General features: G+C 45.9%; 12 protein-coding genes and 1 pseudogene. 3 read left to right on the top strand and 10 right to left on the bottom strand.

Translation table 11 applies throughout. The annotated features are described in order from the left end of the window. Positions 1-148 precede the first annotated feature (148 nt). Positions 149-979: an SDR family NAD(P)-dependent oxidoreductase gene (locus TY10_RS04960; protein ID WP_042161177.1), complete on the bottom strand. Its 831-nt coding sequence runs from the start codon at positions 977-979 to the stop codon at positions 149-151. Positions 980-1,169: 190 nt separating this feature from the next. Here TY10_RS04960 and TY10_RS04955 point away from each other — a divergent pair, with 190 nt between their 5' ends. After that, the gene (locus tag TY10_RS04955) at positions 1,170-2,126 is read left to right on the top strand and encodes an AraC family transcriptional regulator (protein ID WP_052350371.1); all 957 of its coding nucleotides are present in this window, start codon (positions 1,170-1,172) and stop codon (positions 2,124-2,126) included. 77 nt (positions 2,127-2,203) lie between these two features. Here the strand turns inward: TY10_RS04955 and TY10_RS04950 are convergent, their stop codons facing one another. Together TY10_RS04950 and TY10_RS04945 are read right to left on the bottom strand one after the other, a co-directional pair. Next, positions 2,204-3,352 carry an MFS transporter gene (locus TY10_RS04950; RefSeq protein ID WP_042161173.1) on the bottom strand — a complete coding sequence of 383 codons (1,149 nt, stop codon included), beginning with the start codon at positions 3,350-3,352 and terminating at the stop codon, positions 2,204-2,206. Positions 3,353-3,416: 64 nt separating this feature from the next. Beyond that, entirely contained in the window at positions 3,417-4,154 is a 738-nt protein-coding gene (locus TY10_RS04945) for an SDR family oxidoreductase (protein WP_042161171.1), read from the bottom strand. A 171-nt stretch (positions 4,155-4,325) separates the two neighbouring features. On the opposite strand from TY10_RS04945, the gene TY10_RS04940 reads away from it, so the two are divergent. After that, positions 4,326-5,261, top strand: a complete 936-nt coding sequence (locus TY10_RS04940) for an AraC family transcriptional regulator (RefSeq protein WP_042161168.1) — start codon at positions 4,326-4,328, stop codon at positions 5,259-5,261. A 64-nt stretch (positions 5,262-5,325) separates the two neighbouring features. Here the strand turns inward: TY10_RS04940 and TY10_RS04935 are convergent, their stop codons facing one another. The 3 genes and pseudogenes from TY10_RS04935 to ppsA form a co-directional block, all read right to left on the bottom strand. Then, positions 5,326-6,360: an NADH:flavin oxidoreductase/NADH oxidase gene (locus TY10_RS04935; protein WP_042161167.1), complete on the bottom strand. Its 1,035-nt coding sequence runs from the start codon at positions 6,358-6,360 to the stop codon at positions 5,326-5,328. A gap of 154 nt (positions 6,361-6,514) precedes the next feature. After that, entirely contained in the window at positions 6,515-7,396 is an 882-nt protein-coding gene (locus TY10_RS04930) for a LysR family transcriptional regulator (protein ID WP_042161165.1), read from the bottom strand. Between the two features lie 207 nt (positions 7,397-7,603). Further along, positions 7,604-10,217: pseudogene (gene ppsA, locus TY10_RS04925) on the bottom strand (phosphoenolpyruvate synthase). A 286-nt stretch (positions 10,218-10,503) separates the two neighbouring features. Here ppsA and TY10_RS04920 point away from each other — a divergent pair. After that, positions 10,504-11,010 carry a Crp/Fnr family transcriptional regulator gene (locus TY10_RS04920; protein ID WP_042161163.1) on the top strand — a complete coding sequence of 169 codons (507 nt, stop codon included), beginning with the start codon at positions 10,504-10,506 and terminating at the stop codon, positions 11,008-11,010. Between the two features lie 6 nt (positions 11,011-11,016). Here the strand turns inward: TY10_RS04920 and hmpA are convergent, their stop codons facing one another. The 4 genes from hmpA to TY10_RS04895 form a co-directional block, all read right to left on the bottom strand. Then, positions 11,017-12,234 (bottom strand): NO-inducible flavohemoprotein, encoded by a 1,218-nt coding sequence (hmpA, locus tag TY10_RS04915; RefSeq protein WP_042161161.1) that lies wholly within the window; start codon positions 12,232-12,234, stop codon positions 11,017-11,019. A 155-nt stretch (positions 12,235-12,389) separates the two neighbouring features. Next, positions 12,390-12,851, bottom strand: a complete 462-nt coding sequence (locus tag TY10_RS04910) for a ParB N-terminal domain-containing protein (RefSeq protein WP_042161159.1) — start codon at positions 12,849-12,851, stop codon at positions 12,390-12,392. A gap of 165 nt (positions 12,852-13,016) precedes the next feature. Then, positions 13,017-14,093, bottom strand: a complete 1,077-nt coding sequence (locus TY10_RS04900; protein ID WP_081735114.1) for a phosphotransferase enzyme family protein — start codon at positions 14,091-14,093, stop codon at positions 13,017-13,019. Between the two features lie 213 nt (positions 14,094-14,306). Further along, complete coding sequence (locus TY10_RS04895) at positions 14,307-14,837, bottom strand: P-loop nucleotide/nucleoside kinase family protein (RefSeq protein WP_063510420.1); 531 nt, start codon at positions 14,835-14,837, stop codon at positions 14,307-14,309. Positions 14,838-14,953: the final 116 nt, after the last annotated feature.

Raw genomic sequence — 14,953 nt, 5'->3', positions numbered from 1 at the left:
CATAATAGACGGTTCATCATTAATTTGCAAATGCTTTTTTTTAAAACGACATATCTAATCCGCTCCTTTAAACTGGAAATAGTAACAATAAGGACGCCGATCCTTAGCGGTTCGGCGCCCTCTTTTATCATAATTGATTCAACTGCAATCACTCATATTCTGTTGAGAGACTAACTTCATGCCAGCGTTCAGCATCAGCAGCGCGCTGTTTTTCAGCCATCTGAGCACCTTGTACAGCATCTTTACCAAGCAGCAAATGTGCAGGAAGCTCATCGGCATAAGCCAGCTGAAGGACAACCTCCGCCACCTTTACCGGATCACCTTTTTCATTGCCCTGCAAGCCATTCATCATTTTGAGCAACTGGCCTACTGACGCTTCATAATCCGGATGCAGCTGAGGCTCGTTATTGATCGCGCGATTGACCCAGTTCGTCCGCATCCCTCCAGGCTCAAGTGCACTAATCTTCACACCGAGATGGGCCGTTTCCATAGCCAGCGCTTCTGTAAAGCCGCCAATCGCCCATTTTGCTGCATGATAAGCCGCACTTCCCGGAGTTGCTAACCGGCCGCCGACCGAAGAGATCTGAAGGATATGCCCGCTGCGCTGCTGACGCATAATAGGCAATGCCGCACGCGTTAGATATACAACACCGTAAAAACAGGTATCCATCAGCCTCTTGAAATCCTCGGAGCTGGTTTCTTCGAAGGGGCGGATATCACCATAGCCTGCATTGTTGACCAAGACATCAAGCCGTCCAAAAGCATCCAGAGCAAGTTGTACTGCGGCTTGTGCCGCTTCCTCCACCGTCACATCCAGCGTAAACGTACGGATCTGATCACCATATTGCTTTACCAAATCATCCAGTTGTTCGATATTACGGGCCGTTGCGACTACACGTTCACCTTTGGCAAGTGCAGCTTCTGCAATACTTCGGCCCAGCCCGCTTCCGCTGCCGGTAATTAACCATACTTTTGACATGTAATCCGCTCCCTATAATGTGGTTTGGAAGACCTCAATCAAGCGGCCTTGTGTCTTGTATTATAAAGAATTTATAATGGAGGAAATAGTCGGATCATGCCTGATTATTGCCTAAAACTCCGAGTATAATAATTGGATGCCATTGCGATATATTAATTGCCCACACCGGTCTAAAGAGAGGATGATATTTTTGCCCAATCCTGCCAAGGACTTCTCAGATGTATTACAGCGGATGCTGCACCAATGCGAGGCTTACTCCTATTCCGGCGGCATATGCGAGACCGACATTCCGTTTGTTTCACTGCTGAAATCAGATCATCCAACGACGGTACAATACGGTTTTTTCACTCCAGGGATTTGTGTAGTTCTTCAAGGCAAAAAAACTGTCATTGTGCGCAACAACACCTATAATTACGGAGCCGGGGATTATATTGCATCCAATCTTGATATGCCGATCAAAGGCCAGATATCCGATGCTTCAAAAGAAGCGCCCTATATTGCAATCCGGATTACCTTTTCAACTGACGAGATTGCTTCCGCAGCTCTGGAGGCCAAGCTGGCAGCCTTGGATGAGAATCAACTTACAGAAGGCGCGTTTATTGGAAAGACAGGACTTGAAGTATTGCATGTGTTAGAGAGGCTGCTTCATCTGGACGCAGATCGTGAAGCGGCTGCTTTTCTTGCAGCAGGCGTCAAGCGGGAGCTGATTTACCGGCTGCTGACTGACGAGGGTGGTGTCCGCTTTTACAACAATATGCTGCTGCATCATGATGCGGCAGGCATCAGCAAGGCGATCCATTATGTTAAATTAAATTATTTACGTACCCTTACGATAGAGGAGATTGCCCAAGCAGGCGGCATGAGCCCTTCTACCTTGCATCATAAATTTAAAGCTGTTACTACACTGAGTCCAATTCAGTATCAGAAGCAGCTCCGGCTTCAGGAAGCACGCAGAATTTTGCTTACAGACGATATTGATGTCACTTCAGCGGCCTTCGAGGTCGGCTATGAAAGTATTACGCAGTTCAACCGCGAATACAAACGCTTCTACGGACTGCCGCCGCTAAAGGACATTCGCGCTATTGGCCTCCGTGCTAAGGAAGGTACTCATGAATCCGCAATTGCTGACAAGCTGCTGTTGCCATAACTATATAAAAAAACCGCCCTCTAAATGGTCTTTAGCCATCTAGAGGACGGTTCTCTTCGTCTACCTTGCCAGCGAGATTATTGACTGCTCTTTCGCCTTGACAATTGTACTGCACCGAACGCCAAAGCTATGGCTGCGGCGGCGAACCAGGTGATCGAAGATAATGAGATTCGTTCAACGACCAGACCGCCTGCACCTGCACCGGCTGCCATCGCCAGCTGAAGGATCATACTGTTCAAGCTCAACATAATCCCCGTCGATTCGGGAGCGATCGTTATGACATGCAGCTGCTGCGGCGGTCCCAAAGACCAGACAGCGATCGACCACAGAACCAGCATGGCAATCAGCATTACCGGAGCATGTGTGCCAAGCGCTATCAGAACTAACGCAATGCCATTCAGCACTAGTCCGATTATAAGCACACGGTGAAGTCCCCATTTATCCGTCGCATAACCGCCAGAGCGGGAGCCGATCAAGCTGGCTAAACCAATTACGAACAATATCGTGTTAAGGGCCTCATCACTCATGCCAGCTTGCGTCAACAGGAACGGCGTAATGTAAGAGTAAAAGATCGAATAGCCGATGATCCAGAAGAACGTCACGTATAGAACAATCAGCACTCTAGGCCGCTTCAGCAACGCAAGCTGCTGCCGCAAGGAAACGACCTCTTCCCTTTCCACGCGTGGAATGAGCAGCGCAATTAGAAAGATGGCTGCAAAACCAAGCAAAGCAATAACTCCGAATACAGCCTTCCATTCATAAGCGGTAGCCATAATCCTGCCCAGAGGGACCCCGAATATCAAAGAAGCGGTGAAGCCCATCAATACTGCTGCCAGTGCGCTTCCTTCCTTCCCTGGCCGGGCGACCTTCGTCGCAATGGTCATCGATACGACTACGACCACACCGGCGCTGATCCCCATTAGAATTCGAGAAGCATTCAGCAGTGCAATACCTGGCAAAAAATAAGCCAGAGCATTGCTTAGAACAAAAAATCCGATCGCGAAGAGAAGCAGCCTTTTACGCTCCATCCTCGCTGTCATTACCATCACAAGCGGTGTGCCAAAGGCATAAGCCAGCGAGAAAACCGTTATCAACTGTCCAGCTGCGACAAGAGAAACCCCTGTCGATACGGCAATCCGATCAAGAATTCCTGCGATTACATATTCGGAAGTACCTACAAGAAAGCTAAGAATTGCCAAAATGTAAATTTTGAGTGTGCTTGACATGAAAGTTAGTTCCTTTCCTGTTGCATGAACAACCATGAATGATATTGACGTATACTTGGAATACTCAGTTGAACCCGCCATTTATACGAATCGTCTGACCCGTTATCCAACGTGCTTTGTCACTGACGAGAAGCTCTATTGCGTTTGCGATGTCCTCCGGTTCTCCAAGCCGGCCAAAGGCATTCATCCGGCTGAAAGAATCAATTAGCTCCTGTGATTTTCCATTCAAGAATAATTCCGTTGATACTTGACCCGGTGCTATGCAATTGATAACGATGTCTTTCGAGCTAAATTCTTTGGCTAACTGGCGAGTCAACTGCTCGACTGCCCCTTTCGTTGCGGCGTAGACGCTGTAGGTCGGAAGCATCGCTCCTGATACAGAGGTCGAGAAGTTGATGATCGTCCCGCCATTTCCCATATGCTCCATCGCTTGCTGACAAGCGAAATAAGTGCCTTTCACATTAATTGCGAAATGCCGGTCGAACATCTCCTCCGTCACATCCGCGATAGCCTTGCATTCCATAATGGCAGCATTATTGACTAGAATATCGATCCGCCCAAATTTTTCGATCGTCTCCGAGAACATGGCTTCAACTTCGTTCACTTTGCTTACGTCGGCGCGAATGGCGACTGCTTGTCCGCCAAATTGCTCAATGAATTGAACAACCTCATCCGCTTTAGCTTTGTTCGAGGAATAATTAACAGCCACCTTCACCCCGGATTGCGCCAGTTGAATCGCCGCTTGCCGGCCTATACCACGCGATGCCCCTGTCACAATCGCAACTTTTCCATTCAAATTCATGGTCTCCGCCCCTTTGTTTGTAAAAGATATTTATCATTCATTTGCTATTTTAGTATAATAAGCGTAGCTATTAAGCCGTTAGATCAATTCTATTGGATGCTTGCCTAATTCTCTTCTGTCTCCATATAATAATAAGCAACGAACATCTTTCTTAAGATAGGAGCCGGTAACATGAATGAACATAATGAACCTGCTCGGCTTGAAGAAGTCTTGCAGCAATTAAAGCTCCTGATTCGACGCCATGCCCCATCTGGCGGCACTTATCAGACAGCCATACCTTCCTTATCGTTAATGCACGCTACGCAGTTGGCTGAGCCCATTGAATCTGTATATAAGCCCTCCATTTGCGTCGTGGTACAAGGAGCCAAAACAGCTGCACTGGCAGACGAAATCTATACATACGACCCTTCGACATACCTCGTCATTTCCGTTGAATTGCCGATCATTAGCCGAATTCTCAAAGCTTCACAAGAAGCCCCCCATCTAAGCTTGAGACTAAGCTTTGACTCCGACGTCATATTAGACATTGTGAAAAAGACCTCCGATCCCGCAGCTGTTCCGTCGAAGGCCAGTCGGGGCATAGCCGTAAGCCGTACGGCGCCAGCCTTGCTCGAAGCTATCGTTCGGCTACTGAAGCTGCTGGATGAACCAGGGGATATTTCGATTCTAGCGCCCCTTGTCATTCGCGAAATTCTATATCGTGTACTTCAAGGCGAACAAGGCGCGCAAATTCATCAATTCGCAATTATCGGCAGTCAAGCCCATAACATCGCCCAAGCGATCCAGCAGATTAACAGGCAATTCGACCGTCCTCTTGCGATCGATCAGCTTGCAAAGTCCGTAAATATGAGTACATCGGCGTTTCACAAACATTTTAAGCGCGTGACAGAAATGAGCCCGCTGCAATATCAGAAAACCGTTCGTTTACAAGAAGCCCGACGTCTTATGCTAACGGAAACGGTACAAGCCTCTGATGCCGCCTTTCGCGTTGGATACGAAAGCCCCTCCCAATTCAGCCGGGAATATGCCCGTGTATACGGCCGACCGCCGATGCTGGATATTCAGACGATTCTGAGTTCTAATGCAAGCTCAGACATAACTAGCTGAATTTATCGAGGGTATGCAAAAAAAGAAGCACCGCTCGTAAGCAGTGCTTCCTCCAACGATCCAACTACTTTTTCAGACTAAATCCCGCACCATATACACCGGGAATTTCTGTTTCCTTGCCAATTGTCACGGCTGCCTCTAAAGCCCAATAAGGGTTTCTCAGCATCCCCCGGCCAACCGCGACGAGATCCGCTTCTTCATTGCCGATAACGGCATTGGCTAATACCGGTTCATCCAGTCTTCCCACGGCAATGACAGGCACGTTCAATGCACTTCGAATTTCTCTTGCCAATGGCACTTGATACGCCGCGTGAGTTCCCGGTTTGCCATGGGCTAGAATCGGACCTTCACCGCCGGAGCTCACATGGAACAGATCAACACCCGCATCCTGATAAGCTTTGGAGAAGGCGATGCTTTCCTCAATGCCATAACCGCCGTCTACATACTCTCTTGCGGATATGCGCATAATAAGCGGCATCTTTTCCGGCATTATACTCTTCACAGCTTTAATGACCTGCTTGCCGAACAATGTTGGATCATCGCCATATTCGTCTGTACGTTTGTTCGTATAGGGAGACTGGAATTGATGGATCAGGTAGCCGTGCGCAGCATGAAGCTCAATCGTGTCCACTCCCGCTTTGACCGCACGTTCTGCAGTCAAACGGAACTTCTCAACCATTTCCTTCGTTTCTTCAGTTGTCAGTGCATGGGGTATCTTGGATTTATCATCATACGCAATGGCAGATGGAGCTACCGGCAATTCAGCATCTTCAGCTTTACGTCCTGCATGGGCAATCTGTATGCCAACCTTCGCACCATATTGATGGCAAGCGTCAATGATACGCTTTAGAGGAGCGATATGCTCGTCGGACCACAGACCAAGATCGAGATCTGTCGTTCGGCCATCCGGATCAATGTCAGTCATTTCAATAATAATAAGTCCAGCCCCGCCAATTGCACGGCTTACATAGTGATGATAATGCCAGTCATGGGCGATGCCATCCTTATTCAAGACAGCATATTGACACATTGGAGGCATAACGATTCGGTTTTTCAGTTCCAGTTCTTTCAGCTTATATGGTGTGAACAAATGATTCATCATTATCTTCTCCCTATAATATTGGATGTGATTGCTCTCGTATTATATACCCAGTCTGATTTATCAATCCAATTATAAAATAGAGCTTTTTGTATAAATAAATTTATAGTTCGCTAATGCGATTATAACGAAAAACAGGATGAACGCGACTCGTTCATCCTGTTTTGTTCTCTTTTATCGTGTCGATAAACTCATTTAACTCAAGGGAATGCTTATTTTTTGAATGGTATCCCAGCAGAAGATCGTTATGAATCGCCAAATCCTCAAAAACAAGCTTCCACCTTTGTTCATCCTGTTTGAAATGCTCCAGCATATAGGTTGGCAGCAGACTTAGCCCCGCTCCCTCCTCAATCGCCCTCAAGATTAGATGTAGGCTTGGAATAACGTGAGTCGGCTTAATGAGAGGTCGCTTCTTGAAGTACTCCCTCCAATATCCGCGAATGATCGGAAGCTCAAGACCATAACTAATCCAACGCTGCTCGGACAGCCACTGCTCTCTTTCCTTTAACGTAACGGCTTCTGGAACCTCTATTCCGGCAGGCGCTATAACAACAAATCTTTCTTCCAGAAATTTAACATATTCAATACCTGGAGAAGGAATTTTTTTGGAGGTCATGATGAGATCGACCTTATCTTCTTTCAGAAGCTCCAGCAACTGGTCTGCCATTCCAAAATAAGTGATTATACTTAAATCTGGCTGCGTTAGTTGCTTCACAATCCTCTCAATAAACATGGCTGGCGATGCCCCGACCCTCATAACCTTCATTGTCGGAGGCAGCGGAGATTTCAATTCCATCGTCGCTTCCTCCAGCGACTCGATAAGCGGGGCTAACTGACTGTACAGCTGTTTTCCCCGTTCGGTTGGTGACAACCTGCGATTGGCTCTCGTAAACAATTGCTCCCCAACCTCAGCTTCGAGGGAAGCAAGATGCTGGCTCATAGCAGGCTGGGTCATAATTCTGGATTTTGCAGCCTCGGAAACGGAATTATGTTTAAAAATGGCGATAAAACTTCTATACCATTCGAAATCGACCATAACGTATTGCCCTCTTTTCTCATCGGACCTATTGGATTGAATACTGGCAGCCGCTCATTCATTCGGATTGCTTAAGTTATTGTTCCCCGGTAACTTTATCTTCCGTCATTCGGCCAAAAGCTATTTTTTGAGATAAATCGGAGAAGTTTTTTCCTCTTCAGATAGCTTCTCAAGTCGTGCTGTACCATTCAACTTATCGCTCTAGACCTACAAAATCTCAACGTATCCTTCTGTTCCATTCACCCGGATCCGCTGTCCGTCTTTTATCAGCCGGGTAGCATTCTCTACTCCAACAACTGCCGGCAAGCCGTATTCACGTGCGATAACTGCCCCGTGAGTCATCAGTCCGCCAACTTCGGTCACTAAGCCTTTTAGAGATACGAACAATGTTGTCCAACCCGGATCAGTAAAGGCAGTGACTAGTATATCACCCTCTTCAAGATCAGCCTCTTCCATGTTTAAAATAACGCGTGCCCGTCCCTCTATAACGCCGGAAGACACAGCTAGGCCTACAATCGCTTCGGCAGGCAGGTCTTCCCGCTTATACTTGCCTGTAATGATTTCCCCGTCAGAAGTAATGACCCGCGGCGGGGTTAGTTTGTCATACCATTTATAGTCGTCCTTTCGTTTCCCGATCATCTCATAATCCACCGTATTCGTACGGACGGTTTCATGCAGTTCTTCAAAAGGTGAGATAATAAATGTCTTCACGCTCCTGAATAACCCCCGCTGCGACGAGCTGCTCGGCTTCTTTCAACAAGGCCTGCTTATAAATGAAATAGCGGCTAACCATGCCGTATTTGGGATATTCCCGATAACCGATGAAATTCCGGATGACGTCGATCATTCGTTTTGTATCTTTCGCTTTTTGCTCGCCGTCTGGCAATTGCTTCAATCGTTCTAACAGCTCTTGCTCTTTGTTCAGAGCTTCCTGCCGTCCTTGCTCAAATTTCTTCCTGCTGGCATTAGGCTCAAAATTTTTGACATTGCTTAGAATCATCGGAACAAGCGTAATTGGCCTCTCGCTCCAACGCGTTTTAGTCAGATCGATTTCTCCGTTGCATCGCATGCCGTATTTGTCGAGATAACTATAGATAGCAGCTTGGGCTTCCTGTCCCCCTTCGAACTTAACTAATTCATCCAGAAAGCGATCATCTTTGGCATGCTGTAAGTACGCAATGACTTCCGGATAAGGCCGAATTGCATCTGCGACATCCAGCAGCGCGAGGCCCATTTCTGAAGTAATATTGTGAGGCACAGATTGTGAAAGCGTATCTGATGCGTTTTTTTCACCCAGCCATTCCTGCATTCGCTCATTGATCCATGCTGAAGCTTCCATAGCAGACATAAACACATTTGAGCTTCTTGGGTCAAATAAAATCCGCTTTAATTGCAGCTGAATATCTTCCCGGATAAAATCAAATAACTCTGTTCCTGATTTCGTAACAATGTTTTGTTTCAGTTCTTCTATCGAAGCTTGAGTATTGTTAATCAATTCTAATACGATTGCCGGATCGGGTTCGGCTGCTGCTTCAAGAGCTGCAGGCGGCATCCCTTTATTAGCGGGACGTGCTTCTTTATGATCAACGGGTACGGTTTGGATAAAATCTTCACGTTCAATGATAGTCATAATTGCATCTTTCATAAGCGGTTCGGAGTTCCCCATCGTATTTATCAAAGCTTCTCTGCCAACAGGTGAAGCTAACCTGGCCGTGATGTCAACAAACAGCCTGCCTCCGGCAATACGCATCGGTGCAGGAGTCGTTAACAGGAAAAAAGACAAGCCCAGCGGTTTTATCGGATCCGTCATCATTTGCTGGTGGCCGACAGACAAGTAAACGCGATTTTCTTGATCACTCGCTTCCGGGATCGGATATAAGGTTGTAATTGGCCGGCTTTGGACCATATAAAATGTATCATCAGCCAAGCACCATTCGATATCCTGCGGACAGCCAAAATAAGCTTCAATCTGCCTGCCTATTCGTGACAGTTCTAATATCTGCTGTTCACTGAGGGTTTGAACATTTTGCTGATGGGGTTCGATCTCCCGGCTTTCTGTACCGCCTTCTTTTCGCCCGTAGACAGCTATTTTTTTGGCCGCTATTCGCTTCTCAACGATTTCTTCTCCCCGTACTTTATAACAATCGGCAGATACCAAGCCAGAGACGAGTGCTTCTCCAAGCCCGAAGCTGGCATCAATCGATAGCAGTTTTCGATTCGAAGTAACCGGATCAGTGGTAAATAAAATTCCTGAGGCCTGTGGAAAAACCATCTTCTGAATAACGACAGCTAAATAAACATGCCTGTGGTCGAATCCGTTTTGCATACGGTAAATGACCGCACGATCCGTAAATAAAGAAGCCCAGCATTTGCTGATATGCTGCAGAATTGCATCCCGGCCAATGATGTTTAGATAGGTGTCTTGTTGGCCAGCAAAAGAAGCATGCGGCAAATCTTCAGCAGTCGCACTAGAGCGTACTGCATAAGCATGCTCTGCACCAAGCTGTGATAAATAGTGAGTAACTGCTGTTACAACATCAGCAGGAATTTCAGCACCGCTTATAAGCTGTCGAATCTTCCTGCTTATTTCACCAATTTGATCCCGATCATCTGCTTTTAGCATGGTTAGGCGATCCAATAAATCTTGGTACGCTGCATTTTGTTCGATGGCTTTCCGGTATCCTGCTGTTGTCACGCAAAAACCTTCTGGCACATGTATGCCGTCAATGTTCGATAATTCCCCCAAGTTTAACCCTTTTCCGCCAACGAGCAATAGCTGTGTTTTCTCCATTTCTTGAAAACCAAGAACCAAAGATCGCATTGAACATCTCCCCTAACCATTAAATTGAGAAAAACATTTGACACAAAGCTGACTGGCATGATAAGATTAAATTGTAAAATAGACTTACTTCACTCATTTTTTACAAAATAATCGCAAAATGATTATATCATCATGTCTATTGATGTGCAATATGAAAGAACCTGAGTATACTCAGGTTCTTTTTTTGATTTTACATATGAAATTATTAACCCAATTCGGGTTGAAGTTCGGCGCCAGCAATTATATATTGGAGTCATCATGTTTCTACATATGAAGGAGTTTCGTCATGCAATTAAATAAAGGTGAAGTTTTGTTTCGCCAAGGAGAATCCGGTCCTCTCTTTCATCTGAAGAGCGGCTTGCTTAAGATCGTTCGCGTCCATGCAGATGGAACGCCCTTAATTGTCAACATCATTACACCTAATGAGACAATTCCCCATCACTCCCTGGTCAGCCCGAATCCCTACTTCGGCACCGCTGTCGCTCTGGTTGCTTCAGAGATCGAAGTCATATCTGCGGCTGAATGGTATCGGCAGCTGCAAGAGAGTCCGGAACGGTACCGGGACATCGCGTTGCTGCTGCAGGACAAACTGCGCACTATGCAGCAGCGTATCGATCAGCTTACTCAATTAACCCCGGCTCGCAAACTACAGGCGCTGCAAGCATGGTTTCGCCTCTATATTGAACCAGCTTCAATAACTGACGTACTGACACAGGATGAGATTGGTCAACTAATCGGCTTGCGCCGCGAAACTGTAAATCGGCTGCTGCGGGCGCAGCTGACCGGTGAATAAAACGGCTTAATCCAGCGCTCCAGCCGGTCCGAAAAATTCGAAATGAATGTCTTCGGATGGAGTTCCCCAATCCTTCAATGCTAGGTTGACGGCTTTCATAAATGGCAGCGGACCACAGAAATAATATTTCGCATCTTTTGAAGGAACAACCTCCTGCAGCCAAGGCAGATCGATATAGCCTTCTTTATGGAATGCTTTCGTTTCCCGATCTTCATCGGTCGGATTATTGTAAATAAAATAGGCCGAATATGCCGGGTGCTGGCTAACCAATTCCTCGACCTCAGCTTTCAATGCGTGAACACCGCCGTGCTGTGCGGCATGGATAAACGTTACGCTGCGATTCGCTTTCGTGCCCGCAAGCGTACGAAGCATACTGACCATTGGCGTAAGGCCAACGCCGCCGCTGATAAGCACGATTGGACGTGTATCTTCCTGATCCAGCTTGAAATTACCCGCTGGGGCGGAAATATGAAGCAAATCACCCGCTTGAATTGTCTTATGCAGATAGACGGATACCCGGCCGTCTGAATGATCACTTCTCCCATCCTCCCGTTTAATGGAGACGCGATAAAATGGAAGACCCGGTGTACCTGATAAGCTGTATTGGCGGATATGTGAATGATTTTCTCCCGGAATGTCTATTTTCATACTCAGATACTGGCCGGGCTCGAATGTCGCAATAGAGCCGCCGTCTTCCGGTACCAGGTAAAATGAAGTAATGACGTCGCTCTCTTCCACTTTTCGCTCCACCTTGAATGGACGAAAACCATCCCATCCTCCAAGCTGTGCTGCCGCCTCTGTATACATTTCCTTCTCAACATCAATGAATACGCTGGCGATTACGCCATAAGCATCCGCCCATGCATTAATAATTTCATCAGTTGCGGCATCTCCTAGCACATCTTTGATTGCAGCCAGCAAATGTTGGCCGACGATTGGATAGTGCTCCGGCTTGACACCTAGACTCCGGTGTTTATGAGCGATTCCTTTGACTACTGGAAGTATGGATTCCAGCTTATCAATGTTGGCCGCAGCTGCGTAAACCGCGTTCGCAAGTGCCGTTTGCTGTTTACCTTGCTTTTGATTGGCATGATTGAATATGTTAAGTAGTTCCGGGTGGCTCTCGAAGAGCATTTCATAAAACCGTTTTGTAATAGCCACGCCGTGAATTTGCAGAACAGGAACCGTAGATTTGATCGTAGCAATCGTCGATTGGCTTAGCATAATATATTCCCCTCTTTCAGCATGTTTGGATTTGACTCCAGTATACGGGCCGAAGAGGTACATCAGTTGTGATTGCAATCACAGCAATTAAGTAGATACTGTGACTGAACCGAGCAGCATTTTCATACGTCAGCTTGGTTCATCAATTGGCTGCTTCATTTAACATTTACGTCATCATTATTGCTTGCGTAATGATTCATAATATAACGATAGTCCTCTTCAGTGCTCGACCAAAAGACAACCGGTGTATGCTTAATTTTCATTTGGCGCAATGCTTCATGACGATGGCGCCCATCATTGATCTCATACTTGCCGCCTGAATAATTAACAATTAAAGGCGGGATGTCCCAGTCCCCGTAAACTTCCTTTATTTTATCAACCTTATGAAAAAACCACTGAATATCATTCGCTTCGGTCAGATAGGACGGGGCCCCTTCTTCGATTTCAAACTCTGATATATCCGCAAGAACTGGACCAAAATAGAATCTGTCCTCGCGCAATAACCCGTCTGCCAGAGCAATATTACCTCCATCATTTCTTAAAAACAATTGAAGCCATACGTCAATTGCGCCTCGCTCAGAATATTCCATTGCACATTTTGTATGGCCATATATCATTCCAGCGTCACCTTTCTTATTTTGTTTACTCCTACATAATAAAGGCGGGGAACGTTAGTTAATAGGTAAGGTTTGAATAAAATCATTTTCAACCTGCTGCCGTCAAAAAAACCTTGTGCTCTGTCGGCACAAGGTTCTTGAAATTCGTATTTACCATGAATACCATTAAATAATTCGTTCCTCATACTGGAAGGGCGCCTCACACGAGTAAATATCATGGAAAAATCCCCGATACGGGATATCGTCTTCCAGACATTTGATACGGTATGACAACTCTTCATCACATTCAAGCTCTTCACCGTTGTTCCGCATGACCTCGAAGGAATCTACAATACCTTCCATGAGAGTTGCTTTGAGAAACAAAGGAAACTTCTCCAACATCGAATTATCGATACGGTTCTGGGACCGGTAACCCTCGAGAACGGAAGCATAATAATCATCCATAAACTGCTTGCGTTTGCCGGCGTCTGGTTCAAATTGTACCCAGCCTGTTCCGTTGATCCATATATCTGCCAGCTCATACATATACCAGCCGAAACATGAATTATCGAAATCATACACCGTTATATCCCCGTTATCAAAATCAATCGAATAATTCCCATCGTTGAAATCAAAGTGGAGCATGCCAAAGGACTCACGATCTCTCTCCAATCCTTCTAAGGCTTCAAGAAGCTCCACCAGCTTCTCCTTAAGATGAGACAAGGAATCTGGTATTAATTTATCCATATATTCGGCATTATATTTATCAAAAAAGCTATACCGCCGGTGGACAGGCTTATACTCTTTCGACAACTTATGCAGTTTCCCTAGAGCCTTACCGCAGTTATAAAAATATTCGGTAAGAGGTACTCCATCCCGATATTGATAATGATTTTCCACAAGCAATTTTCCTTTGGCCTTTTTGAACAGGCACATAAAAAAGGTATGATGACTATGAGCAATCTCTTCCAACAGATTACCCTTTAGGGAACTAATTACATCGGAGACCATTGCACCATGCTCTACTAAATACCGGATATACTCCAATTCAGCCAGAAAGTCTTCCCGGCTCCGGTCAGGATAGAAAGAGATTCTGAGTATTTTTGCTTCTTCTCCATCTTTCTCGCAGCTATAAACGATATTCCGCCCTCCGTCATGTGCCGGAATGCGCTTCATTTCGTAGCCGTCTAAACCATACAGCTCTGATCCCAATAAAATTAAATCTGCATCACTAATCTTTACAGCCTCATCATAAGTTATCATGTCTGCTATAACCTCCTCATTAATTGGGGCCACAGAAGACATTCAACGTATGGCAGAATCATCTTCTGTGGTTTAAACGCCAGCCACCTTGATTGAAATTGACATTGACATTCACTCCTTTCATCTTTTTCCATATTACCGGAATGTGCTGATTAATTCTAGATAAATTTCCAAATTATTATTATGCAGTAGTCAGACTTCCTGAATCCAATTTTACACTTCGATTACGGTTTCCCCTTCTCCTGAAGGAGTCTCGAAGCCATTTAAATATTGGATTAGAATGTCTTCTGTAATCGGGAATGCCGCATTGGCGTCGAACCGTTCACTTCGAATGAGGAGCCTCCGGCGCAATTCATCCGGTCGGACCTTCAAATGTATAAGCTCCCACACGCCGTTATACTGCTCGATTAGCTGCTTATATTCATTTCGCTTTTGACGCTGCCAGAAGCTAAGGTCGACAACAGCGCGGTGTCCGCCCTGGATTAGATGCACCAGCTTCTTGCGCAGCTTTAACTCCGTTTCTTTCTTTAAGGATTCATAATCCCCTTCAGGATAATCAATTCCAAATCGGCCATGTGTGGCCCATATATCCTCGTCTACCGAAAGCCGGGCGAAGCCCTTACTTTCAAGCTTTTGGGCAAAAGTCGTTTTACCTGATCCCGCCACGCCGCACATCATCACAACTAAGGGAGCTGCACTTGTACGCTGCACCAATTGCTCGATAACAACTTCTTCACTAAGCACAATTATCCAACTCCTTTTTATCCTTGTCTCATTGATACGGCACGAACTAGCCCATCTATATCCTTATTGTCTCAGTCTACCACTTTATATTTCAATCTATAAGATAATTTTCGAAA

Origin of the sequence: Paenibacillus gorillae (assembly GCF_000513275.1) — a bacterium.
Classification (GTDB): Bacteria; Bacillota; Bacilli; order Paenibacillales; family Paenibacillaceae; genus Pristimantibacillus; species Pristimantibacillus gorillae.
This window is presented reverse-complemented; position numbering and strand designations above follow the sequence as displayed.